The following is a 23776-nucleotide window of genomic DNA, read 5'->3' on the forward strand; positions in this document are numbered from 1 at the left end:
ATACCCGGATAGACACTACGTAAATGGAGATACCGCGAACACACGCGGCACAGCCAGTCTAATGAAGGGTTTCGTACTGTCTAGCCTTACAAAGCATTATTTTTCTGTCGCTGCACTACGGATTTCGCAGGTCGAGCCCTGCTGGTCCAGCAATCTGTCCGCCACGCCCCGGTGCAGGCCCGCAGCGGCCGGGTCGCCGAGCCGGTCGAGCGTGTCGGCCAGCCGGAGCTCCAGCGCCGCCTGCAGCCGCACGTCACCGGCCCGCCTGGCCCATTCCACGGCCTCCCGGCAGGTGTGCAGCGACTCGCGCGGCCGGCCCGCGTACTCCTGGACGCGGGCCGCCTCGCTCAGCGCCCGCGCCTGGGCGGGCACGTCGCCGAGCCTGCGGTACCCGGCCGCCGCGGCCCGCCAGTTCCGCAGCGCCTCGCCGTACCGCCCGGCGTAGGTGTGGACGGCGCCGAGCCGCCCGTACAGCCGTGCCTCGTCGGCCCGCTCCTCCCGGGTGAGCCGTTGCGCCAGCGCCCGGCCGTACCAGTCGGCGGCCCGCTGGTAGTCGCCCAGCTCGGCGTAGGCGCCGCCCACGGATTCCATCGCGCGGCCGGTGGCGTACGGGTCCTTCGCCTCCCGTCCGGCGTCCAGCGCGGCCCGGTACCGGGCCAGCGCCTCCCGGGTGCGGCCGGTCCCGGCGTCGAGGTCGGCGAGGTTGAGGAGCGCTGCGGCCCGCTCGCGCGGCAGGTCGCGCCGTTCGGCGACGGCCAGCACCAGGCCGTGCAGCCCGTACAGGTCGGGGGCGGCCGCCTCGGTGCCCTGGTGCGCGGCCAGCGCCCGCACCAGGGCGGCCACCAACCGCCGCGCCAGCGTGTCGAGTTCGCCGTCCTCGACGGCCATCGCAGCCGAGGCCAGCAGCGCCGGGCGGCGGGTCCGCAGCCATTCGGCGGCCGCCTCGGGGTTGGGGAAGCGCAGCGACCGCGGCAGCCCGGCGAGCTTGCGCCGGGCCGGGGAGCCCTCCGGGTCGGTGGTCGCCCGGCAGGACTGCAGCAGCCGTACGGTCCGCTCCAGCAGCCGGGCCCCGGCGAGCTGGATCTCCGCCGGGCGCTCCCGGGTCTCCAGCAGTGTCCGCAGCAACGGGGTGAGGCAGCCGGGCAGCTCGTACTGCGGCCGGCCGGCCCCGTTGCTGTGCAGCAGTCCCAGGGCCACGAAGTCGTCGAGGGTCCGCTGGGCGGCCGAGACCGAGCAGCCGGCCAGCGCGGAGGCGGTGTGGGCGTCGACGAGTCCGGCGGGGGCCAGGGCGAGCAGGCGCAGTATCCGGGCGGCGGTGGCCGGCAGGGATTCGTGGACCAGCCGGAAGACCCGGGCCAGCGGGCGGGAGCCGGCGGACCGGTCGGTGTCCTCCTCCGGCAGCTCGCGCAGCTGTCCGGTGATGTCGGCGACCGACGCCATGGGCTGGGCGGCGAGCAGCCCGGCGACCATGACCAGGGCGGCCGGCAGCCCGCCGCACTCCTCGGCCAGGCTCTCGGCGGTCCGCGGGTCGACGGTGATCCTGACCTGTCCGATGGTGCGGGCGAGCATCTTCACGGCGGCGCCCGGGTCCAGACCGCCGATGGTGCAGGGGCGGACGTCGGGAATCCCGGTCAGCGGGCCCCCGGAGGTGGCGACGACCAGGCAGTCCGGGTTGTCGGGCAGCAGCGGGTCCACCTGTTCCGCGTCCGCCGCGTCGTCCAGGAGCAGCAGGACGCGGCGGCCGGCGAGCTCCCGGCGGAGCAGCTCGGAGAGTTCGTCGCCGTCCGCGCCGGGCGGCCCCGTCACTCCCAGTCGGCCGAGCAGTTCGCGGGCGGTGCGCTCGGTGGGGACCGGCATGCCGTCGGGGTCGGTGAGTCTGGCGCGGAGCAGTCCGTCGGGGTGGCCGCCGTCGGCGAGCAGCCCGCGGGCGAGTTCGGCGGCGAGCGCGGTGCGTCCGGAGCCGGGGCGTCCGGCGATCAGCAGGACCCGGGCGCGGGCGGCCTTGCGGCCGGCCAGGGTGTCCAGGCCGGTCCGTTCGATGTCGGCCCGCAGCTGCTTCAACTCGCGTTCGCGGCCCAGGAGTCGGGGCGGGGCGGTGCCGGACGGCTCCTCGCTGCCCGCCGCCTCGGCCGGGCCGCTGGTGTCCACCGCCTGATCCGTCACGGGCCACGCTCCACTTCGCTGCACGCGTCGCCCGCCGGGGCTCCGGACAGGGCGTTCCGAGCGTAGTTCAGACGCGTGGGCGATTTCGGTGGAGCAGGGCGCGGAGGTCCCTCGATCGGATCATCATCTTTTCCGATCAAGGGGTTTCGTCGGCCCGTGCGGCGGAGCACCGGGGCCCGGACACCCCGGGCCCGCGATCGGCCCCGGTGGCCGCGGCCCGCTGTCCGCGCCCCGTCAGGCCTCGAACGGGCGGGCCGGCCACGGCGCCTCGGCCGGGCGCAGCGAGTCGATCCCGTCGCCCGCGAGCACCGCCGCGAGCGAGAGGACGCCCACGACGAGGCAGTTGTTGTGCAGCTCCCCCGCGAGCACGCCCCGCACCAGCTCCTGGAGCGGCACCCGGGCCAGCTCCATGTCCGCCTCCTCCTCGGAGACCTCGAAGCGCTCCCCGTCGGCCTCGGAGAGGTTTTGGGCCAGGAAGATCCGTACGGCCTCGTCGCAGCCGCCCGGCGTGGTGTAGACGTCGGTCAGCACCCGCCAGTCCTCGGCCTTGGCGTGCGCCTCCTCGTACAGCTCGCGCTGGGCGGCGTGCAGCGGGTTCTCGCCGGGGACGTCGAGCAGTCCGGCCGGGATCTCCCAGAGCTTGTGGCGCACCGGGTGGCGGTACTGCCGCAGGACGAGGACCCGGCCCTCCCCGTCGAGCGCGAGCACGGCGACCGAGCCCGGGTGGACCTGGTAGTCGCGGCGCACGACCGTGCCGTCCGGCATCACCACTTCGTCGGTGCGGACGCTGGTCTTGTTGCCGGTGAAGGGTGTCTCGGTCGCGATGACCTGCCACTCCTCGGGCGTGTCCTGGAAACCCATCTACGTCCTCCCACGAAAAACAGAAACCGGGGCACGCATCCTCGGTGGATCCGTACCCCGGTCAACGTTAATGCCTGTGCGGCGCCGGACTACTTGCCCGAGGCCGCGGCGACCTTGCGCTCGACGGCCGCCCTGACCAGGCCCGCGAAGAGCGGGTGGGGGCGGGTCGGGCGGGAGCGGAGCTCCGGGTGGGCCTGGGTGGCGACCAGGTAGGGGTGGATCTCGCGCGGGTACTCGACGTACTCGACGAGCTTGTTGTCCGGGGAGGTGCCGGAGAAGACCAGACCGGCCTTCTTCTCCAGCTCGGCCCGGTAGGCGTTGTTGACCTCGTAGCGGTGGCGGTGGCGCTCCTCCACGTACGGCTGGTCGTCGTACGCCTCGCGGACCACCGAGCCCTCGGCGAGCTTCGCCGGGTACAGCCCGAGCCGCATGGTGCCGCCCAGGTCGCCCGCGCCCTCGACGTACGCCAGCTGCTCCTCCATCGTCGAGATGACGGGGTGCGCGGTGGCGGCGTCGAACTCGGTGGAGTTGGCGTCGGGGATCCCGGCGAGGTTGCGCGCCGCCTCGATCACGATGCACTGCAGGCCGAGGCAGAGGCCGAGCAGCGGCACCCTGTTCTCACGGGCGTACTGGATGGCGCCGATCTTGCCGTTGACACCGCGGTCGCCGAAGCCGCCGGGGACGCAGATCGCGTCGACGTCGGAGAGCTGCCGGGCGGCGCCGGCCGGGGTCTTGCAGTCGTCCGAGGCGACCCACTTGACCTTGACCCGCGCCTTGTTGGCGAAGCCGCCGGCCCGGATGGCCTCGGTGACCGAGAGGTAGGCGTCGGGCAGGTCGATGTACTTGCCGACGAGCGCGACGGTGATCTCGTGGTCGGGGTTGTGGACGCGGTCCAGCAGGTCGTCCCAGGTCGTCCAGTCGACGTCGCGGAACGGCAGGTCGAGCTTGCGCACGACGTAGGCGTCCAGGCCCTCGGTGTGCAGCACCTTCGGGATGTCGTAGATCGACTTGGCGTCGATGGCGGCGACCACGGCGGCCTCGTCGACGTCGCACATCAGCGAGATCTTGCGCTTGATGGCGGTCGGCACGTCGCGGTCGGCGCGCAACACGATGGCGTCGGGCTGGATGCCGATGTTGCGCAGGGCGGCGACGGAGTGCTGGGTCGGCTTGGTCTTGAGCTCGCCGGACGGGCCGATGTAGGGCAGCAGCGAGATGTGCACGACGAAGACGTTGTCCCGGCCGACCTCGTGGCGGACCTGGCGGACGGTCTCCAGGAACGGCAGCGACTCGATGTCGCCGACCGTGCCGCCGACCTCGGTGATCACGACGTCGACGTCGTCGGTGGCCATGCGGCGGATGCGGTGCTTGATCTCGTTGGTGATGTGCGGGATGACCTGCACGGTGTCACCGAGGTACTCGCCGCGCCGCTCCTTGGCGATCACCTGCGAGTAGACCTGGCCGGTGGTGACGTTGGCGGAACCGTCGAGGTCGACGTCGAGGAAGCGTTCGTAGTGGCCGATGTCCAGGTCGGTCTCGGCGCCGTCGTTGGTGACGAACACCTCACCGTGCTGGAACGGGTTCATCGTGCCCGGGTCGACGTTCAGGTACGGGTCGAGCTTCTGCATGGTGACCCGGAGGCCACGCGCCTTGAGCAGGGCACCGAGGCTGGAGGCAGTCAGACCCTTGCCGAGGGAAGAGGCGACACCCCCGGTGACGAAGATGTGCTTGGTCGTCGTGGATGTGGGCTGCATAGCCAAAGGGGGCTCCCGTGGTCGCGATCGTGAGGTGCGTACCGGCGTTCTCGTCCGGAGACTCCGGAGGTGCCGTCGCTGCGGTTCGGGGGCCTCGTCTGCGGTTGCGGACGACCACCGGTCCACGGGCTACCAGGGTATCAGCGCGGCGGGGGGCCCGCTTCCGGCGTCGCCCCGACCCCCACCTCGCATGATCACCACGAGTGTCCGCGCACACACCCGTTCGGGTCAGCCCGGTTGTCAAGACAGTCGCGCAGATCATCGGAGTGCGTCGTATCCTGCTCGGACACTTGCCCCGGGCGAGGTGACACGTTCGCAGGTTCCCACCACACCCCTTGCGACGACCTCTTGACCCGCAGTAATGCCCTACGGGGCGACATGGCCGTTCGACTGGAGACGCACGTGGCCGGGCGCATCGAGGATTACGCACTCATCGGAGACATGCAGACCGCCGCCCTGGTCTGCCGGGACGGCACAGTGGACTGGCTGTGCCTTCCCCGCTTCGATTCACACGCCGTCTTCGCGGGACTGCTGGGTACTGAGGAGCATGGCTTCTGGCGCCTGGGTCCCGCGCGGGCGGACGGCGCCGAACCGCAGGCCGCGGACCGCCGTCGCTACCGCGGTGACTCCCTCATCCTGGAATCGGAGTGGGACACACCGCGCGGAACGGTGAAGGTGACCGATTTCATGCCGCCGCGCGACGGAGCGCCGCAGGTGATCCGGATCGTGGAGGGGATCAGCGGCCGCGTGCCGATGCGTTCGGAGCTGCGGATGCGGTTCAGCTACGGACGGGTCACCCCCTGGGTCCACAAGGTCGACGGCCGCACGGTCGCCGTCGCGGGCCCGGACTCCGTCTGGCTGGACACCCCCGCCGACACCTACGGCGAGAACCTGACGACGTACTCCGACTTCACCGTCGCGCCGGGCGACCGGATCGCGTTCACGATCAGCTGGCAGCTCTCGCACCGCGAGCCGCCGGGCCTGCCGGACCCGGAGGGGTCGCTGGACGCCACCGCGGACTTCTGGCGCGAGTGGGTCGAACAGTGCACGTACCACGGGCCCTACCGGGAGGCCGTGGTCCGTTCCCTGATCACCCTCAAGGCTTTGACGTACGCACCGACCGGCGGCATCGTCGCCGCGCCGACCACCTCGCTGCCGGAGGACATCGGCGGCTCCCGCAACTGGGACTACCGCTACACCTGGCTGCGCGACGCCGCGATCACCCTCTCCTCGCTGCTGCGCACCGGCTACCGGGAAGAGGCCCGTGCCTGGCGCGAGTGGCTGCTGCGGGCGGTAGCCGGAGACCCGGAGAACCTGCAGATCATGTACGGGATCGCGGGCGAGCGGGAGCTGGGCGAGGCCGAGCTGGACTGGCTGCCCGGCTACGAGAACTCGGCCCCGGTCCGGGTCGGCAACGGCGCGGCGGGCCAGCTCCAGCTGGACGTGTACGGCGAGGTCACCGAGGCGCTCCACCTCGCCCACATGACCGGGCTGACCCGCAACGACTACGCGACCGGCCTCCAGCTCAAGCTGATCGAGTACCTGGAGAAGCACTGGGACGAGCCGGACGAGGGCATCTGGGAGGTGCGCGGCCCGCGCCGGCACTTCGTCCACTCGAAGGTGATGGCCTGGGTCGCCGTCGACCGCACCATCAAGCTGATCGAGTCCGGGGACGCGGAGGGCCCGCTGGAGCGGTTGCGGGAACTGCGCGACGAGATCCACCGGGACGTCTGCGAACGGGGTTACGACCCCGAGCGCAACACCTTCACCCAGTCCTACGGCTCGCGGGAGCTGGACGCCTCCCTGCTCCTGATCCCGCAGATGGGCTTCCTGCCGCCGGACGACAAGCGCGTGATCGGCACGATCGAGGCGATCCAGCGCGAGCTGTCCACCGAGGACGGCTTCGTGCTGCGCTACCCCACCGCGGGCGAGGACGCGGGCGTCGACGGTCTGGAGGGCGACGAGGGCGCGTTCCTGGCCTGTTCGTTCTGGCTGGCGGACGACCTGGCGATGATCGGCCGGGTCGACGAGGCGCGCCAGCTCTTCGAGCGGCTGCTGGCCCTGCGCAACGACCTGGGCCTGCTCGCGGAGGAGTGGGATCCCCGGCTCCAGCGCCAGGTGGGCAACTTCCCCCAGGCGTTCAGCCACGTGCCGCTGATCGACACCGCGCTGCGGCTGACGGCGAGCGGGGCGTACGCCGGTTGAACCGGCGGTGACTGTCCGTACCCCCTGCCCGGTCGGCCCCGGTGACGTCCACCGCACGGCCGACGGGGCGGGGGGTGCGGCTCAGCGCAGTGGGGCGGCGTCGTCCGTCCCGGTCACGACGGGGCGTTCCGACGGCAGCCCCCATTCGCTCCAGGACCCGTCGTACACGGCCGTGTCGTCGTAGCCCGCCAGTACGGCGCCGAGCGCCACGACGCACGCGGTGACGCCCGATCCGCAGCTGAACAGCAGCCGCTCGCGCTCCCCGGCGAGGGCGGTGAACATCGCGCGCAGTTCGTCCGCCGGGCGCATCCGGCCCTCGCGCCGGACCTCGTCGAAGGGCAGGTTGACCGCGCCCGGCATGTGTCCGGCGCGCAGTCCCGGCCGGGGCTCGGGGACCATGCCGGCGAACCGTTCCCGGGACCGGGCGTCGAGGACGGCCGCGCCGGGGTCGGACAGGGCCGCCGCCACCTGCGCGCCGTCGGCGAACAGCTCCGGGCGCGGCCGGGCGGTGAAGTCGCCGCGGGCCACCGCCGGGCCGGACCCCGCGGGCTCCGTGGCCTCCACCGGCAGTCCGGCGTCCGTCCAGGCGGGCAGGCCGCCGTCGAGCACCGCGGCCCGGTCGAAGCCCATCGCGCGCAGCATCCACCAGGCGCGGGCGCTGGAGTAGATGCCCGCGCAGTCGTAGACGACGACGGTGTCGGTGTCGTGCACGCCCAGGGAGCGCAGTTCCTCGGTGAACCGGTCGGGGGCGGGCATCGTGTGGGGCAGGGGTCCGTCGTGGTCGGACAGCGCCCCGTCGATGTCGAAGGTCCTCGCGCCCGGGATCCGCAGCTCCGATCCCCGGTGCGCGCCCACGGAGGCGTCGAGGACCACCAGTCCCGGCCGGTTCAGCCGCGGCCCCAGCCAGTCGGCTCCGACCAGGGGGCCGAAGAGCCCCGGGCCGCTCGTGCCCGCCGGTGCGTCGTCGTCCACGTCTGCTCCAGGTCCGCTCCCGATGGGGCCGCTCGGCCGGAACCGGGCGGGGGTCACAAGATCGCAGCGGTGCCCGCCCCTGTCAACAGCCTCCCCGGCCTCTCCCGTCCCCCGGCCGTCCGGAACCGGGTACCTTCCTGAGCAGGGCGATCGCCCGTCCGATCCGAGTGGAAGCGCGAGGCCAGAGGCAGTGGAGACGCAAGGCGGAATCACCGTGCAGCGGGCCCTGGAGCTGCCGGGGCTGCGCAGCGGGCTCCCGGAGGTGGTGGCCGGCGCGGACCGGCTGAACCGTACGGTGCGCTGGGTGCACGCGGGCGAGGTCCCCAACATCGCCTCGCTGCTCAAGGGCGGTGAGCTGCTGCTGACCACCGGCCTGGGGCTCGGTACCCGCCCCGCCGAGCAGCGCGCCTTCGTCCGCAGGCTCGCCGAGCGCAAGATCGCCGCCCTGGTGGTCGAACTCGGGCCGCGCTTCAGCAGGCTGCCCGCGTCGATAGTGGACGCCGCCCGGGCCGCGGGGCTGCCGCTGGTGCAGCTGCACCGCGAGGTGCCGTTCGTGACGGTGACCGAGGAGATCCACACCGAGATCGTCAACGGCCACTACGCCCTGCTGCGGCAGGCCGAGGACGTGCACCGCCGGTGCACGGAGGCGCTCCTCGACGGTGGCGGGGTGCCCCAGGTGCTGGGCATCCTGGCGGACTTCACCGCCAACCCGGTCTTCCTGGAGACGGCGGACGGCCAGCTGCTGTACGCGGCGGGCCCCGGCTCCGGCACGGTCGGCGCCGATCCGCTCCAGGTGTGGGAGGGGATGCGCGGCGACCGGGCGGCCCGGCAGACCCCGCCCACCGGTTCGGTGCTGGTGGACGTGCCGGGCGGCGGCCCCGGGACGGGTTCGGTACGGGCCCGGCTGGTGCTGCTGGCGGTGTCCGGGCCGTTGGTGACCGTGCACCGGATGGCGGCGGAGCGGGCGGCGGGGATCCTGGCCGTCGTGCTGATGCAGGCCCGTCAGGAGGAGGAGCTCGCGGCCCGCGGCCGGGGCGACTTCCTCACGGATCTCGCCGAGGGCCGGATCACCCCGGAGGACGCCCCGGCGCAGGCCCGCGTCCTGGGCTTCAAGCCGGGCAACATACCGCTGCTGCCGGTCGTGATGCGGCTGGCGCCCGAGCTGTCCGTGTCGGGGAACTGGGCGTTGCTGGCGCGGGCGGTGCTGGAGGAGCTCGCGTCCGTGGGGGTGCCGGTGCTGCTCGGCGTGCGCCCCGTGGAGGGCCGGGTCCCGGTGCTGCTCGGGCTGCGGTCCGAGACGGAGCGCACGGCGGTCGCGGACCGGGTCGCGGCGGCACTGCGGGCGGGGGTGGAGCGGGCCGGTCTGGAGCGCGCCGGGTCGCATCCGCCGGTCGTGGTGGTGGGGGTGGCGGGCGGCTGGGCGGCGGCCGGTGCGGGGCTGCGGCACGCGGCGGAGACGGCGACGGCCGCGCACGGGCTCGGCGACCGGCCCTGGTACGACGCCCGGCGCCTGGACATCGACCTGCTGCTGTGGCGGTTGCGGGACCACCCGGACCTGGCGGCGTTCGTGGACCGGGCGATCGGTCCGCTGCGCGATCACGACCGCACCTCGCGCCCCCCGCTGCTGCCGACGCTGGAGACGTACCTGGCCCACGCGGGCCGCAAGGCGGAGACCGCGCGGGAGCTGCATCTGAACCGTCAGACGCTGTACAACCGGCTGGCCCGGATCGGCGAGCTGCTCGGCACCGATCTGGACGACCCGCAGGCGGTGCTGGCCCTGAGCCTGGCCCTGCGGGCCCGCCGCCACACCCCCTAGGACCGGGGTCATCGCCCCCGCGTCGCCAGTGGCTGGGTCAACTCGTCGTAGATGCTGAGCACTTGGGCGATGGTGTCGTCCTCGGTGGGCCAGGTCGCGGCCTGTACCGGCCCCGCCGCCGCCAGTTGCGCGCGCCGGCGCGGATCGCAGAGCAGTCCGGCCACCGCCCGCGCGAGCGCCCCGGGGTCCTCGCACGGCACGAGTTCCGCGGCGTCGCCGACGAGTTCGGGCACCCCGCCGACCGCGGTGGCGACCAGCGGCACCCCGAGCCGCAGCGCCTCCTGGGCCAGCACCGAACGCGCCTCCCAGCTGCTGGACAGCACGGCCAGGTCGGCCATGGCGAGGAGCCCGGTGGGGTCGTCGTGGTCGCCGACGATCCGGACGGACAGCTCCTCGTTCCTGATCCGGCGCTGCAGGGCGGCCCGCTCCCGCCCCTCGCCCGCGATGACCAGCAGCGGCGCGGGATCGAGGTCGCACCACAGCCGCGCGGCGTCGAGCAGGGTGCCGTACCCGTGATGCGGTACGAGGCTCCCGTACGACACGATCAACGGCCGCTCGACCACGCCGAGTTCGGCCCTCGCCTTGTCGGCCTCCCCGGAGTTCGGCTCGGGCCGGCGGGGCGCGGGGGCGGAGACGGGGGCGAGCCTGGCGTCGCGCGCGCCCCGGCGCCGCGCCCGGTCGACCAGTTCCGACGTCGTGCCGAGCACGACCGCGGCCGCGCGGGCGGCCCTTCGTTCCATCAGGCGCAGCAGCCGGGCGCGGGCGCCCCCGGCGAGGGCCCGGGCGTGCCAGGTGACGACCAGGGGGATGTCCAGGCCGCCGAGCGCGAGGGAGGCGCGCACGGCGGCGTGCAGGCCGTGCGCGTGGACCACGTCCGCCGTCGCGCAGGCGGCGCGCAGGGCGGCGACGGCGGCGGGGTCGCTGCGTCGCGGCACGGGGGCGAAGAGGGCTCCCGTGCCGGAGTAGTCGTGGGTGCGGTCCAGTTCGGAGGGGGCGCAGACGGTGACGTGCACGCCCCTCGCCACCAGTCCCGCGGTCAGCGAACCGACGTGGGCACTGCTGCCCGCGCTGCCGCCCCCCAGGACTTGGACCGTACGCAGCTGTGACACGTTGAATGGCTCCCGGGGCTCCCGAGTCGGCGGTGATTGCACCGCCAAGGATGCCAGTCCGTACGCACGTTCCGGCACGGTCGAGGCGCCGTTCCTGCCCACATCGCAACAACGGCACACGCCCTATCACCCTCACGGGCGAGAAATTGGCGCAATGTTGACCAGTGGTCAGGAGGACGGGTCCCGCCGACGGGAGAAACCCCCTCCGTCAGCGGTCCGGCAGCGTCCGGGCGAGCCGGCTGATCCGGTCCCCGTGCACCGCCGCCGCGACGAGCCCGGCCGCGTGGGCGACGAGTCCGGCCCGGCCCCCGGCTGCGACGGCCGCGACCCCGAGGGCCGCCCCCAGGGCGTGGGCCCCGGCGTCCCCGATCATCGTCCGTTCTCCCAGGTCGTCGGCGACGAGCGCCGCCACGGCCCCCAGCGGTGCGGCGGTGAGCCCGCCGCGCCACAGCCCCGGCGCGCCGAGGGCGAGCACGGTCGTGGCGGCGGCCGCGGGCCGTACGTCCGTCAGGTTGACGAGGTGTGCGCTCCCGGCGATCACGACCGCGGCGAGCACCCGGTCGACGGGCCGTTCCCGGAGCAGCGCACCGGCCGCGAGCCCGGCGGCCCCGATCCCGAGGAGTTTCACCGCGCCGCTGGTCACCTCGCCGTCGCGCAGCGCGCCCAGGTGGGCGCGGAATCCGCGGCGCGGGTCGCCCGCACCCGCGAAGTCGTCGTACGCACCACAGCCACCGGCCGCCAGTACGGCGAGCACGGCGGCGCACCGGGTGCGGGCCGGCCGGGGCAGCAGCGCCGCTCCGGCCGCGGTACCGAGCACCGCGGCGGGTCCGGCGTACAGATCGACGGTCCGGCCCGCCTGGTTGACGCGCTGCCAGCGCCCGCGCGGCCGGAGCCGCAACGCCCGGTACACGCCCGTCGCGACGGCCGCCGAGGCCGCGCCGGACACCATGACCCCGCCGAACGCCCCTCCCCTGCGCGCCGGGCCGCGCAGGGCGACGCCGGGCCCGCGTCGGTCGTGCCCGGCACCGATGGAACCGCGCACGGGGCGCCTCAGCCCTCCACCCGTGCCGCGGCCAGCAGTTCCTCCGCGTGGGCCCGTGCCGTCTCGGAGTCCTCCTGGCCCGCGAGCATCCGCGACAGCTCCCGTACCCGGTCCTCGCCCTCCAGGACCTTGACCCCGCTGCTGGTCACCGCCCCGTCGACGGTCTTCTCCACCAGCAGCTGCCGGTCCGCGAACGCCGCCACCTGCGGCAGGTGCGTGACCACGACGACCTGCGCGGACCTGGCGAGCTTGGCGAGCCGCCGTCCGACCTCGACCGCGGCCTTGCCGCCGACACCCGCATCGACCTCGTCGAAGAGGTACGTGGGCACGGGGTCGGCGCCCGCGAAGACCACCTCGACCGCCAGCATCACCCGGGACAGCTCGCCGCCCGAGGCCCCCTTGGCGATCGGCCGCGGCGGGGCCCCGGGGTGCGGGGCCAGCAGCAGTTCGACCTCGTCGGCGCCGGACGGTCCGTAGGCCACGCTCCGGCCGTCGATCTCGATGCCGGACGCCTCGTCGGGCGCCTCGATCTGCCGGATGGCGAAGGAGACCCGGGCGTGCGGCATGGCGAGCGAGGCCAGCTCCGCGGTCACGGCCTCGGCGAAGAGCGCCGCGGCACGGTTGCGCGCATCGGTCAACGACTGCCCCAGGACGGAGAGTTCGGCGCGCAGCGCGTCCCGCTCCGCCGTCAGCTCGCCGATGCGGTCGTCGTCCCCCTCCAGCTCGGTGAGCCGGGCGGCGCCCTCCCGGGCCCAGGCGAGCACGGCGGTGATGTCCTCGCCGTACTTCCGGGTGAGCGCGGTGAGCGCGGCGCGGCGCTCCTCGACTGCGGCGAGCCGCAACGGGTCCGCGTCCAACTGGTCGGCGTAACCGGCCAGTTCGCCCGCCACGTCGGCGAGCAGGATCGAGATCTCGCCGATCCGGTCGGCGAGCGCCGCCAGGGCCGGGTCGTGGTTGCGCACCGCCTCCAGGGCCCGCCCCGCCGCCGCGACCACGGTCGTCGCGTCGATGCCCTCGGGGTCCTCGGGGTTGCCCGCGAGCGCGGTGTGCGCGAGGGACGCCGCGGAGGCGAGCGCCTCGGCGTGACCGAGCCGCTCCGCCTCGGCCGCCAGGTCGGCGTCCTCACCGGTCAGGGGCTCGACCGCGGCGATCTCGTTCAGCCCGAAGCGCAGCAGATCCGCTTCCTGGGCGCGTTCCCGGGCCCGGGTGGTCAGCTCGTCGAGTTCGGTGACGACGGCCCGCAGCCGCCGGTACGCCGCGGCGTACTCGGCGTGCGGCACGGCGACGTCGTCGCCCGCGTACCGGTCGAGCGCCTGCCGCTGCCGGGCGGGCTTGAGCAGCCCCTGCTGGTCGGTCTGGCCGTGCACGGCGACGAGTTCGTCGGCGAGTTCGGAGAGCACCCCGACCGGCACGGACCGGCCGCCGAGATGCGCCCGGGAGCGCCCCTCCGCGGAAACCGTGCGGCTGATCAGCAGCGCCCCGTCCTCGATCTCGGCCCCGGCCTCCTCGGCCCGCAGGGCGACGGCGTCGCCCTCGGACACCGTGATCCGGCCCTCGACGACGGCGGCCTTGGCCCCGATCCGTACCAGGGCCGGGTCGGCGCGCCCGCCGAGCAGCAGCCCCAGACTGGTGACGACCATGGTCTTGCCCGCGCCGGTCTCACCCGTCACCGCGGTGAAGCCGGGTGACAGCTCCACCACCGCGTCGTCGATGACTCCGAGCGACCGTATCCGCATCTCCTCCAACACGGAGACGACCTTACGAGGTCCGGGCCCCGATGTGCGACGGACCCCGCCCCCGTGCCCTCACTCTCCCGTGTGTACACGAAGGATTCGCAACACCTCCGGGGGAATGTCCGTCGCTCAGTGCGGTGCGCCCCGCCACCCGGAGACCGGCAGGGCGAACTTCGCGACCAGCCGGTCCGTGAACGAGGCGTGGTGCAGCCGGGCGAGCCGTACGGGCACCGCGCCGCGGCGCACCTCGACCCGCGCCCCGGCGGGCAGCTCCACGGTCCTGCGCCCGTCGCACCAGAGCACCCCGTGCGGGGTGTGCTGCTGGACCTCGACGGCCAGCACCGAGGTGGGCGAGGTCACCAGCGGCTTGGCGAACAGCGCGTGGGCGCTGATCGGCACCATCAGCAGCGCCTCCACCTCGGGCCAGACGACGGGGCCGCCCGCCGAGAAGGCGTAGGCGGTCGATCCGGTCGGGGTGGCGCAGACGATCCCGTCGCAGCCGAATCCGGTCACGGGGCGGCCGTCGATCTCCAGGACGACCTCCAGCATCCGCTCGGGCGACACCTTCTGCACGGCCGCCTCGTTGAGCGCCCAGTCGGTGTGGACGAGGTCTCCGTTGCTGTGCACGAGGACGTCGAGGGTCATGCGTTCCTCGACCTGGTACGCCCGGGTGACGACCCGGTCGACGACCTTGTCCAGGTCGTCCCGCTCGGCCTCGGCGAGGAAACCGACCCGGCCGAGGTTGACCCCGAGCATCGGCACCCCGGACGCGCGGGAGAACTCGGCGCCGCGCAGCAGCGTCCCGTCCCCGCCGAGCACGATCAGCAGCTCACAGCCGTCCACGGCCCCGGGCGTGGTGTCCGTGACCGTCTCGACGGACGGCGGCAGCGGCAGATCGGCCGCCTCGGTGGCCAGCACCCGTACGCCCAGGCCGTTGCGCAGCAGTCCCTGTACGACCAGTTCGGCACTGCGGATCGCGGCCGGACGGCCGGTGTGTGCCAGAAGAAAAACGGTTCGTGCCGTGTTCGTCGTCATTCGTGCTGCATTCGTCGTCAACGAGGCCCCTCCGCCACTGCACGGTCGACATCCGCGGGATCCAGTTCAGGTGCTCCGGCCCGCAGCCACAGAAAGTACTCGACGTTCCCCGACGGGCCCGGCAGCGGGCTCGCCGTCACTCCCCGCACCCCGAGCCCCAGCTCCCAGGCCCGGCGCGCCACTTCCCGGACCGCCTCGGCCCGCAGTTCGGGGCTGCGCACCACGCCGCCGCTGCCGAGCCGTTCCTTGCCGACCTCGAACTGCGGCTTGACCATGAGGACCAGGTCCGCGTCGGGGGCGGCGCAGCGCGCCAGGGCCGGCAGGACCAGGCCCAGCGGGATGAACGACAGGTCGCCGACCACCAGGTCCACCGGCTGCCCGTCGATCGCCTCCAGCGTCAACTCCCGGACGTTGGTACGGTCCTTGACGGTGACGCGTGCATCGGACTGGAGCGACCAGGCGAGCTGCCCGTAGCCGACGTCCACGGCGACGACATGGCCGGCCCCGGCCCGCAGCAGCACGTCGGTGAAGCCGCCGGTCGAGGCCCCGGCGTCCAGGGCCCGCCGTCCCTCGACCGTCAGCCCGAGGGGCACGAAGGCGGCGAGGGCGCCCGCGAGCTTGTGCCCGCCGCGCGAGACGTACTCGGGGTCGCTGTCGTCCTTGATGACGACGACGGCCGCACTGGTCTCGACCTGGGTGGCGGGTTTGGTCGCGGTGTTCCCGCCGACGGTCACCCGCCCGGCGGCGATCAACTGGCTCGCGTGTTCGCGCGAGCGCGCCAGCTTGCGGCGCACCAGTTCGGCGTCGAGACGGCGACGTGCCACTCCTGCCACGTTCGGTTCAGCTCCTGTGGTCGTACGGGGGGACCGGCGCGGGCACGGGCCCGGCGTCCAGCGCGGTCAGCGTCTCGCGCAGTCCGCGGTGTACATCCTCGTACACCTCGACGTGTCCCTCCGTCGGGAGGTGGTCCGCGTCGGCGAGACGCTCCAGCCCCGCGTCCACCCCGGCGTCGCCGGTGGCGGTGCGCGGGACGCCGAGGGGGGCGGGCGCGGCCGGGTCGAGCGGCGCCCCCGCGCCGGGGACCGGGTCCTCGCCGGACGGGCCCCGCGCCGCTCCCCCGGACGCCGTCGGCGCTGTGGTCGTCCCCTGTTCCGGCATCGAGTCGCTCATGCGGAAACGCTACCGCGAAGGGCTGGGGTACCGTCGGTCACGATGGCGACCATGGCTGAGTGCCGCAGCGCGCTCGACAGACTTTCCGACAACCTCTCGGGGGCCGACGGCGACGTGCGCGCCGCGGCGGCCCTCGACCGCTCGCTGAGCTGCCACATCAAGGACCTCGACGTCACGTTCACCGGCCGGCTGGCCGATGGCCGGATCCAGGTCCTGGACACGGTGGACGGTCCGCCCCGGGAGAAGGCCGAGATCCGGCTCGCTATGACCGGGGACGACCTGGTGGCGATGGTGGACGGCGACCTGAACTTCGCCAGGGCCTGGGGCTCGGGCCGGGTCCGGCTGGAAGCCGGCTTCCGGGACCTGCTGAGGCTCAGATCCCTGCTGTAGCGCCTCGCTTGCGCCGACGGGTCACTGCTGCGGCGGCAGATCACGGCTGTGGCCACGGTCACTGCTGCGGCCGCGGGTCACTGTTGCGGCCGCTGTGACGACGGCCGGAGCCACGGCGATGGGGCGGGTGCGGTGCGAAGGGCCGGGAAGGGCCCGTGCGGGGGCCTCAGCCCCCGGCGACCGCCCCGGCCGGCGCTCCGGACACCTCCACCCCGCCGCCGCGCGGCCTGCGCGCGGCGGGCACGACCAGCGGGGTCCCGGTCTCCGGGTCGTCGATGACCTGGCACCGCAGCCCGAAGACCCGTTCCACCAGCTCCGCGGTGACGACCTCGCCCGGCGCCCCCTCGGCGACCACCTCGCCGTCCCGCATCGCGACGAGGTGAGTGGCGTACCGCGCGGCGTGGTTCAGGTCGTGCAGCACGGCCACCAAGGTGCGCCCCTGCGTCTCGTGCAGCTCCGCGCAGAGGTCGAGGACATCGATCTGGTGCTGGATGTCGAGGTACGTCGTCGGCTCGTCGAGCAGCAGCAAAGGTGTCTGCTGGGCGAGCGCCATGGCGATCCACACCCGCTGCCGCTGCCCGCCGGACAATTCGTCGACATAACGATCCGCCAGCGCGTCGACCCCCGTCGCGGCCATCGATTCCCCGACGATGCGTTCGTCGTCCGGCGACCACTGGCGCAACAGCCCCTGGTGCGGGTACCGGCCACGCCCGACGAGGTCGGCGACGGTGATGCCGTCCGGCGCGATGGAAGACTGCGGCAGCAGCCCCAGCGTTCTGGCGACCTTCTTCGCGGGCATCGAGTGGATCGCCTGCCCGTCCAGGAGCACCCGCCCGCTCTCCGGCTTCAGCATCCGGGCCAGCGCCCGCAACAGGGTCGACTTGCCGCAGGCGTTGGGGCCGACGATCACCGTGAACGAGTTGTCGGGTATTTCGACCGACAGGTTCTCCGCGATGACCCGCCGGTCGTAGCCGAGGGTCACCGAGTCCGCGGTGAGGCGCTGCATGGTCGTACTCCCGGAGTCGGAGGCGGGCGGGTGCGAGGGGGCGTCCTTCGCACCCGGGCGGCGGCCGGGCCGGACCCGGTTCCGCCCGCGCGGCGGGTCGTCGTCCGGACGAGGCCCCACCCAACAGAGCGAAGTTAGGTTAGCCTACCCTCTCTCAGGTCTTGGCTCCGGGCCGCCCTCGCGCCCCGCTCCCGCTCCCGGTCCTGCTCCTGCTCTCGGGCCCGGCCCCCATCACAATCCCAGCCGCGAGACCGCCTTGCCGGCATCCAGCCCGCACGAGCCGTCCCCGGCGTGCGACCAGGCCGCCCCGCAGAGCGCCCGCAGTCCGTCGAGCGCGTCCCCGTCCCCCTCCAGCACCAGCTCGTCCCCGCGCGCCGACGCCGTCCAGTCCCCGCACACGAAGCCGCGGCCGGTCTCCGTCACCTCGGGCTGGGCGGTGAGCAGCCCCCGCAGGTCCGCGTCCACGTAGGTGGGGCGGTGCCTCGGCCCGGCGGCCACCAGCTGCGCCGCGTCCGTCACTCCGGTGAGCACCAGCAGGGAGTCCACACCGCCGTTGAAGGCACCCTCGATGTCCGTGTCCAGCCGGTCCCCGACCACCAGCGGGCGCTCGGCCCCGGTCCGCAGCACCGTTTCCCGGTGCATCGGCGGCAGCGGCTTCCCGGCCACCTGTGGTTCGGCCCCGGTGGCGATCCGTACGACCTCCACCGCCGCCCCGTTGCCCGGCGCGATGCCCCGGGCACCCGGAATCGTCAGGTCGGTGTTGGACGCGAACCACACCGCCCCGCGCGCGATCGCGTACGCGGCCTCGGCGAACCGCCCCCAGGCCATGTCCGGCCCGCCGTACCCCTGCGCCACCGCGACCGGTTCGTCGTCGGCGTACTCCACCGGCACCAGGCCCCGCTCCCGCAGCGCGACCCGCAGCCCCTCACCGCCCACCACCAACACCCTCGCCCCGGCGGGCAGTTGGTCGGCCATCAGCCGCGCCACCGCCTGCGCCGAGGTGATCACGTCGGTGGGTTCGGCGGGAATCCCCAGCTCGGTGAGGTGCTCGGCCACCGCCGCCGGGGTCCGCAGAGCGTTGTTGGTCACGTACGCCAGGTGCATCCCGCCGTCCCGCGCCGTTCCCAACGAGTCGACGGCGTGGACGATCGCCCGGCCGCCCGCGTACACCACTCCGTCGAGATCGAGCAGCGCCGTATCGTACGCCTCGTACAACGCGGTGCTGCTTCCCCTCGGTCCGCTCCTGCTCACCTGACTCATCCGTCGCGCTCCTCGTTCCATGCTTCCGTCCGATCATCGCTCATCGCCCGTCGCTCACCGGAGCCGCCCGCATACGATGCAGAAATGAACACACCAAGTCCGGCCGACCAGGGGCTGCGCCTGATCCCGTTCCGTGGACTGCGATACGTCCCCGAACAGGTCGGCAGCCTCTCCGCGGTGACCTCACCGCCGTACGACGTCGTCGTTCGACCCGACGGGCTGCACCACTTGGAATCGGCGGATCCGCACAACATCGTCCGGCTGATCCTGCCCCAGGCCGAAACCGCCGCCGCCCGCCACGAGCAGGCGGCCGAGACCCTGAACCGCTGGCTCGCCGAGGGTGTCCTCGCACCCGACGACGAGCCGGCCCTGTACGTCTACGAGCAGCGCGACGCGGAGATCCTGCAACGCGGCATCGTGGGCGCCCTCGAACTCTCCGTCCCCTCCGAGGGCATCGTCCTGCCGCACGAGGACGTGATGTCCGACGTCGTCGAGGACCGGGCCGACCTGATGCGCACGACGGCCGCCCACCTCGAACCGCTGCTGCTCACCTACCGCAGCGATGACGGCGGCCCGGGCGCGACCGCCGTCATCGAGCGGACCGTGGACCGCCCTCCGCTGCTCGCCACCACCACCGAGGACGGCTTCCGCCACCGGCTCTGGGCGATCACCGACCCGGACGACCGGGCCGAGATCGACACCGATCTGGCCCGCCGCCAAGCCCTGATCGCCGACGGCCACCACCGCTGGGCCACGTATCTGCGGCTGCAGCGGGAGCACACCGGTCGCGGCCCCTGGGACTTCGGCCTGGTCCTGCTGGTCGACACCGCCCGCTACCCGCTCCGGGTGCGCGCCATCCACCGGCTGCTGCGCCGACTCCCGGTCGTCGACGCGCTCGCGGCGCTGGAAGGTCTCTTCCGCGTCCGGGAGGTGGACGGGCCGCTCCCGCAGGCCCTGGACGCACTCGCGGAGGCCGCCGCGGAGGGCAACGCGTTCCTGCTCGCGGGCGACGGCGGTTTCCACCTCGTCGACCGTCCGGACGCCACCCTGCTGGCCCGCACGGTTCCCACCGACCGCCCGGCCGCCTGGCAGACCCTGGACGCGACGGTCCTGCACTCGGTCCTGCTCGACCACGTCTGGCGCATTCCCGACGCCCCGGGGCACATCGCGTACATCCACGACACCGCAGCCGCCGTCGAGCAGGCCGAACGCCTCGGCGCGACAGCGGTCCTGATGCACCCGGTACGGGAGGAGGTCGTCCGCGACCTCGCCCGGCAGGGCGTCACGATGCCCCGCAAGTCGACCTCCTTCGGCCCCAAGCCGGCCACCGGCCTCGTCCTGCGCAGCCTCACCCTCGACTGAGCCGCACCAACGACAAAGGGCGGCACCCCTTTCCCGGGGTGCCGCCCTCCGTCATGCCTCACGCCCGGGGCGTGTCGTTCTCGTCCCCGGCCCCGGTCCCGTCGGCCGCGCTGTCCGCGGCGTCGCCCTTGCCGGTGTCCTCGTCGGTCCCGTTCTTCTCGTCCTCACCCTTGTCGGCATCTGCGGCAGCGGCCGGGACGACGGTGTCGTCCTCGTCCTCGTCGTCACCGAGAGCGTCGACGAATTCGACACCGTCCAGCTCCGCGAGCCGGTCCGAGGCGTCCGTGGAGCCGTCCTTGTCCGCCTCCAGCGCCTTGCCGAACCACTCGCGCGCCTCGTCCTCACGCCCTGCGGCCAGCAGCGCGTCGGCGTACGCGTAGCGCAGCCGCGCCGTCCACGGGTGCACGGCGCTCGACGCGAGTTCGGGACTCTGCAACGTGACGATGGCGGCGTCGAGCTGCCCCATGTCCCGGCGGGCCCCGGCGGCCACCAGCCGCATCTCGACCTGGCCGGCCTTGTCGAGCTTCTGCACCTCGGGCTCGCCGGCCATGGCCATCGCCCGCTCGGGCCGTCCGAGTCCGCGCTCGCAGTCGGCCATGACGGGCCAGAGCTCCACGGAACCGGTCATCCGCTTCGCCGCCCGGAACTCCGCCAGCGCCTCGGAGTACCTCTGCGTCGCGTACGCGGCGAACCCGGCCGCCTCACGCACGGCGGCGACCCTGGAGGCCAGCCGGAGCGCGATCCGCGAGTACGCGTACGCCTGCTCGGGATCCTCGTCGATCAACCGGGCCACCATGACGAGGTTCCTGGAGACGTCCTCGGCCAGGGTCTTCGGCAGGCTCATCAGCTCCTGCCGCACGTCCTTGTCGATCTCGTCGCCGGTGACGTCCTCGGGAATCGGAAGCCGCTTGATGGGCTCGCGGTCCCGGTCGTCACGACGCTCGTACCCGCCGCGGTCGTCACGCCCCCGGTAGCCGCCCCGGCCACCACGGTCGTCCCGCTGCCCCCGGTAACCCCCACCGCGATTGTCGTCGCGACGCGGACCGCGGTCGTCACGGCGGTAGCCGCCGCTGCGGTTGTCGTCCTCGCGGCGAGGACCGCGCGGCCGGTCGTCACGGCGCTCGAACCCACGCCCCCCACGGTCATCGTCACGACGCGGACCACGGAACCCACCACGGTCATCATCACGACGCGGACCACGGTCCCGGTCACGGTCGTCATCACGACGGGGCCCACGGTCCCGGTCGCGGTCACGGTCGTCACGCCGGAAACCGCCACCGCGGTTGTCGTCACGCCGGTCATCCCGACGGAACCCACCACCGTAGCCACCCCGGCTGTCATCCCGCCGCGGACCACGGTCACGGTCGTCACGCCGGAAACCGCCACCCCGGCTGTCGTCACGGCGGTAGCCGCCCCCGCGGTTGTCGTCCTCACGGCGAGGACCACGCGGCCGGTCATCACGCCGGTCATCGCGCCGGTCATCGCGCCGCTCGAACCCACGACCCCCCCGGTCGTCATCACGACGCGGACCACGGAACCCACCACGGTCATCATCACGACGCGGACCACGGAACCCACCACGGTCATCATCACGACGCGGACCACGATCCCGGTCGCGGTCACGGTCGTCACGCCGGAAACCGCCACCCCGGCTGTCGTCACGGCGGTAGCCGCCCCCGCGGTTGTCGTCCTCACGGCGAGGACCACGCGGCCGGTCATCACGCCGGTCATCGCGCCGCTCGAACCCACGACCCCCCCGGTCGTCATCACGACGCGGACCACGGAACCCACCACGGTCATCATCACGACGCGGACCACGATCCCGGTCGCGGTCACGGTCGTCGCGCCGGAAACCGCCACCGCGGTTGTCGTCACGCCGGTCATCCCGACGGAACCCACCACCGTAGCCACCCCGGCTGTCATCCCGCCGCGGACCACGGTCACGGTCATCACGCCGGAAACCACCGCGGTCGTTGTCCCTGCGCGGCCCGCCGGCCCGGTCGTCACGGCGACCGCTGAAGCCGCCCCGGTCACCACCGTCCCGGCGACGCGGCTCGCGCTCCGAACGATCGTCGGGAGAGTTGGTGGACATCGGCGTGACTCCTGTCATCGGGTACTACAAGACATTCTGGCGCAGTCGGACATCCAACGCGCTCCGGAAAAACAAAAGGACCCTTGGTCCCAGCGTGAACGCTGGGACCAAGGGTCCTTCAAAGATTGTTCGGCGGCGTCCTACTCTCCCACAGGGTCCCCCCTGCAGTACCATCGGCGCTGAAAGGCTTAGCTTCCGGGTTCGGAATGTAACCGGGCGTTTCCCTAACGCAATGACCACCGAAACTCTATCGGGCCACCCCGCAAAATGGGGTATCGGCGCTTAGCGAACAAGCACACTTTTCAATTAAGTAGTGAAACTGTTCAACCGGTGCGACTGTTCGCAGCCCGGGAACAACACAGTGGACGCGAGCAACTGAGGACAAGCCCTCGGCCTATTAGTACCAGTCAGCTCCACCCGTCACCGGGCTTCCACATCTGGCCTATCAACCCAGTCGTCTGCTGGGAGCCTTAACCAATCAAGTTGGCGGGAATACTCATCTCGAAGCAGGCTTCCCGCTTAGATGCTTTCAGCGGTTATCCCTCCCGAACGTAGCCAACCAGCCATGCCCTTGGCAGGACAACTGGCACACCAGAGGTTCGTCCGTCCCGGTCCTCTCGTACTAGGGACAGCCCTTCTCAATATTCCTACGCGCACAGCGGATAGGGACCGAACTGTCTCACGACGTTCTAAACCCAGCTCGCGTACCGCTTTAATGGGCGAACAGCCCAACCCTTGGGACCGACTCCAGCCCCAGGATGCGACGAGCCGACATCGAGGTGCCAAACCATCCCGTCGATATGGACTCTTGGGGAAGATCAGCCTGTTATCCCCGGGGTACCTTTTATCCGTTGAGCGACAGCGCTTCCACAAGCCACTGCCGGATCACTAGTCCCGACTTTCGTCCCTGCTCGACCCGTCGGTCTCACAGTCAAGCTCCCTTGTGCACTTACACTCAACACCTGATTGCCAACCAGGCTGAGGGAACCTTTGGGCGCCTCCGTTACCCTTTAGGAGGCAACCGCCCCAGTTAAACTACCCATCAGACACTGTCCCTGATCCGGATCACGGACCCAGGTTAGACATCCAGCACGACCAGAGTGGTATTTCAACGACGACTCCACAACCACTGGCGTGGCCGCTTCACAGTCTCCCACCTATCCTACACAAGCCGAACCGAACACCAATATCAAACTGTAGTAAAGGTCCCGGGGTCTTTCCGTCCTGCTGCGCGAAACGAGCATCTTTACTCGTAGTGCAATTTCACCGGGCCTATGGTTGAGACAGTCGAGAAGTCGTTACGCCATTCGTGCAGGTCGGAACTTACCCGACAAGGAATTTCGCTACCTTAGGATGGTTATAGTTACCACCGCCGTTTACTGGCGCTTAAGTTCTCAGCTTCGCCGACCCGAAAGTCGGCTAACCGGTCCCCTTAACGTTCCAGCACCGGGCAGGCGTCAGTCCGTATACATCGCCTTACGGCTTCGCACGGACCTGTGTTTTTAGTAAACAGTCGCTTCTCGCTGGTCTCTGCGGCCACCCCCAGCTCACGGAGCAAGTCCGGTCACCGGGCATGGCCCCCCTTCTCCCGAAGTTACGGGGGCATTTTGCCGAGTTCCTTAACCATAGTTCACCCGAACGCCTCGGTATTCTCTACCTGACCACCTGAGTCGGTTTAGGGTACGGGCCGCCATGAAACTCGCTAGAGGCTTTTCTCGACAGCATAGGATCATCCACTTCACCACAATCGGCTCGGCATCAGGTCTCAGACTTATGTGCACGACGGATTTGCCTACCGTGCGTCCTACA

18 protein-coding genes and 2 rRNA genes (1 of these 20 running past the window's edge) are annotated in these 23776 nt (G+C 72.3%); 4 read left to right on the forward strand and 16 right to left on the reverse strand.

All coding sequences use genetic code 11. The features are described from left to right. Positions 1-96: 96 nt before the first annotated feature. The 3 genes from OCT49_RS06240 to pyrG all read right to left on the reverse strand — a co-directional run bounded on the left by OCT49_RS06240 (position 97) and on the right by pyrG (position 4775). Positions 97-2163 carry a tetratricopeptide repeat protein gene (locus tag OCT49_RS06240; protein ID WP_283850891.1) on the reverse strand — a complete coding sequence of 689 codons (2067 nt, stop codon included), beginning with the start codon at positions 2161-2163 and terminating at the stop codon, positions 97-99. Between the two features lie 234 nt (positions 2164-2397). After that, positions 2398-3024 (reverse strand): NUDIX domain-containing protein, encoded by a 627-nt coding sequence (locus OCT49_RS06245; protein ID WP_283850892.1) that lies wholly within the window; start codon positions 3022-3024, stop codon positions 2398-2400. 89 nt (positions 3025-3113) lie between these two features. Then, positions 3114-4775, reverse strand: coding sequence for a CTP synthase (pyrG, locus tag OCT49_RS06250; protein WP_283850893.1), 1662 nt, complete (start codon positions 4773-4775; stop codon positions 3114-3116). Positions 4776-5153: 378 nt separating this feature from the next. Between pyrG and OCT49_RS06255 the strand changes: the two genes are divergently transcribed. Beyond that, positions 5154-6980, forward strand: coding sequence for a glycoside hydrolase family 15 protein (locus OCT49_RS06255; RefSeq protein WP_283850894.1), 1827 nt, complete (start codon positions 5154-5156; stop codon positions 6978-6980). 81 nt (positions 6981-7061) lie between these two features. Here OCT49_RS06255 and OCT49_RS06260 read toward each other — a convergent pair whose 3' ends face one another. Continuing rightward, entirely contained in the window at positions 7062-7952 is an 891-nt protein-coding gene (locus tag OCT49_RS06260; protein ID WP_283850895.1) for a sulfurtransferase, read from the reverse strand. Between the two features lie 190 nt (positions 7953-8142). On the opposite strand from OCT49_RS06260, the gene OCT49_RS06265 reads away from it, so the two are divergent. Then, on the forward strand, positions 8143-9768 hold the full coding sequence (locus tag OCT49_RS06265; protein ID WP_283850896.1) for a PucR family transcriptional regulator: 1626 nt from the start codon (positions 8143-8145) through the stop codon (positions 9766-9768). Between the two features lie 8 nt (positions 9769-9776). Here OCT49_RS06265 and OCT49_RS06270 read toward each other — a convergent pair whose 3' ends face one another. From OCT49_RS06270 to OCT49_RS06295, 6 genes are all read right to left on the reverse strand, one after another. Then, positions 9777-10877 carry a glycosyltransferase family 4 protein gene (locus OCT49_RS06270; RefSeq protein ID WP_283850897.1) on the reverse strand — a complete coding sequence of 367 codons (1101 nt, stop codon included), beginning with the start codon at positions 10875-10877 and terminating at the stop codon, positions 9777-9779. 208 nt (positions 10878-11085) lie between these two features. Then, positions 11086-11826, reverse strand: coding sequence for a hypothetical protein (locus OCT49_RS06275; RefSeq protein WP_283855686.1), 741 nt, complete (start codon positions 11824-11826; stop codon positions 11086-11088). A gap of 101 nt (positions 11827-11927) precedes the next feature. Beyond that, on the reverse strand, positions 11928-13655 hold the full coding sequence (gene recN, locus OCT49_RS06280; protein ID WP_283855687.1) for a DNA repair protein RecN: 1728 nt from the start codon (positions 13653-13655) through the stop codon (positions 11928-11930). A 126-nt stretch (positions 13656-13781) separates the two neighbouring features. Further along, on the reverse strand, positions 13782-14687 hold the full coding sequence (locus OCT49_RS06285) for an NAD kinase (protein WP_283850898.1): 906 nt from the start codon (positions 14685-14687) through the stop codon (positions 13782-13784). A gap of 17 nt (positions 14688-14704) precedes the next feature. Continuing rightward, the gene (locus OCT49_RS06290) at positions 14705-15520 is read right to left on the reverse strand and encodes a TlyA family RNA methyltransferase (protein ID WP_283850899.1); all 816 of its coding nucleotides are present in this window, start codon (positions 15518-15520) and stop codon (positions 14705-14707) included. A 7-nt stretch (positions 15521-15527) separates the two neighbouring features. Continuing rightward, positions 15528-15857, reverse strand: coding sequence for a hypothetical protein (locus tag OCT49_RS06295; RefSeq protein WP_283850900.1), 330 nt, complete (start codon positions 15855-15857; stop codon positions 15528-15530). 42 nt (positions 15858-15899) lie between these two features. Here OCT49_RS06295 and OCT49_RS06300 point away from each other — a divergent pair, with 42 nt between their 5' ends. Continuing rightward, complete coding sequence (locus OCT49_RS06300; RefSeq protein WP_283850901.1) at positions 15900-16247, forward strand: SCP2 sterol-binding domain-containing protein; 348 nt, start codon at positions 15900-15902, stop codon at positions 16245-16247. Positions 16248-16413: 166 nt separating this feature from the next. Here the strand turns inward: OCT49_RS06300 and OCT49_RS06305 are convergent, their stop codons facing one another. Both OCT49_RS06305 and OCT49_RS06310 read right to left on the reverse strand, forming a co-directional pair. Continuing rightward, the gene (locus OCT49_RS06305; protein ID WP_283850902.1) at positions 16414-17253 is read right to left on the reverse strand and encodes an ABC transporter ATP-binding protein; all 840 of its coding nucleotides are present in this window, start codon (positions 17251-17253) and stop codon (positions 16414-16416) included. A 231-nt stretch (positions 17254-17484) separates the two neighbouring features. After that, positions 17485-18513, reverse strand: a complete 1029-nt coding sequence (locus tag OCT49_RS06310; protein WP_283850903.1) for an HAD hydrolase-like protein — start codon at positions 18511-18513, stop codon at positions 17485-17487. A gap of 84 nt (positions 18514-18597) precedes the next feature. On the opposite strand from OCT49_RS06310, the gene OCT49_RS06315 reads away from it, so the two are divergent. Further along, on the forward strand, positions 18598-19875 hold the full coding sequence (locus tag OCT49_RS06315; RefSeq protein ID WP_283850904.1) for a DUF1015 domain-containing protein: 1278 nt from the start codon (positions 18598-18600) through the stop codon (positions 19873-19875). A gap of 58 nt (positions 19876-19933) precedes the next feature. Here the strand turns inward: OCT49_RS06315 and OCT49_RS06320 are convergent, their stop codons facing one another. The 4 genes from OCT49_RS06320 to OCT49_RS06335 form a co-directional block, all read right to left on the reverse strand. Then, positions 19934-20719 (reverse strand): tetratricopeptide repeat protein, encoded by a 786-nt coding sequence (locus tag OCT49_RS06320; RefSeq protein ID WP_283850905.1) that lies wholly within the window; start codon positions 20717-20719, stop codon positions 19934-19936. Next, positions 20719-21825: a hypothetical protein gene (locus OCT49_RS06325; RefSeq protein WP_283850906.1), complete on the reverse strand. Its 1107-nt coding sequence runs from the start codon at positions 21823-21825 to the stop codon at positions 20719-20721. Before OCT49_RS06325 ends, OCT49_RS06320 begins: the two co-directional genes overlap by 1 nt. A gap of 269 nt (positions 21826-22094) precedes the next feature. Further along, a 5S ribosomal RNA gene (gene rrf, locus OCT49_RS06330) occupies positions 22095-22211 on the reverse strand. A gap of 133 nt (positions 22212-22344) precedes the next feature. After that, positions 22345-23776 (reverse strand): 23S ribosomal RNA (locus OCT49_RS06335) (it continues 1694 nt past the right edge of the window).

It is taken from the genome of Streptomyces sp. ML-6, assembly GCF_030116705.1.
In the GTDB taxonomy this organism is placed as follows: Bacteria; Actinomycetota; Actinomycetes; order Streptomycetales; family Streptomycetaceae; genus Streptomyces.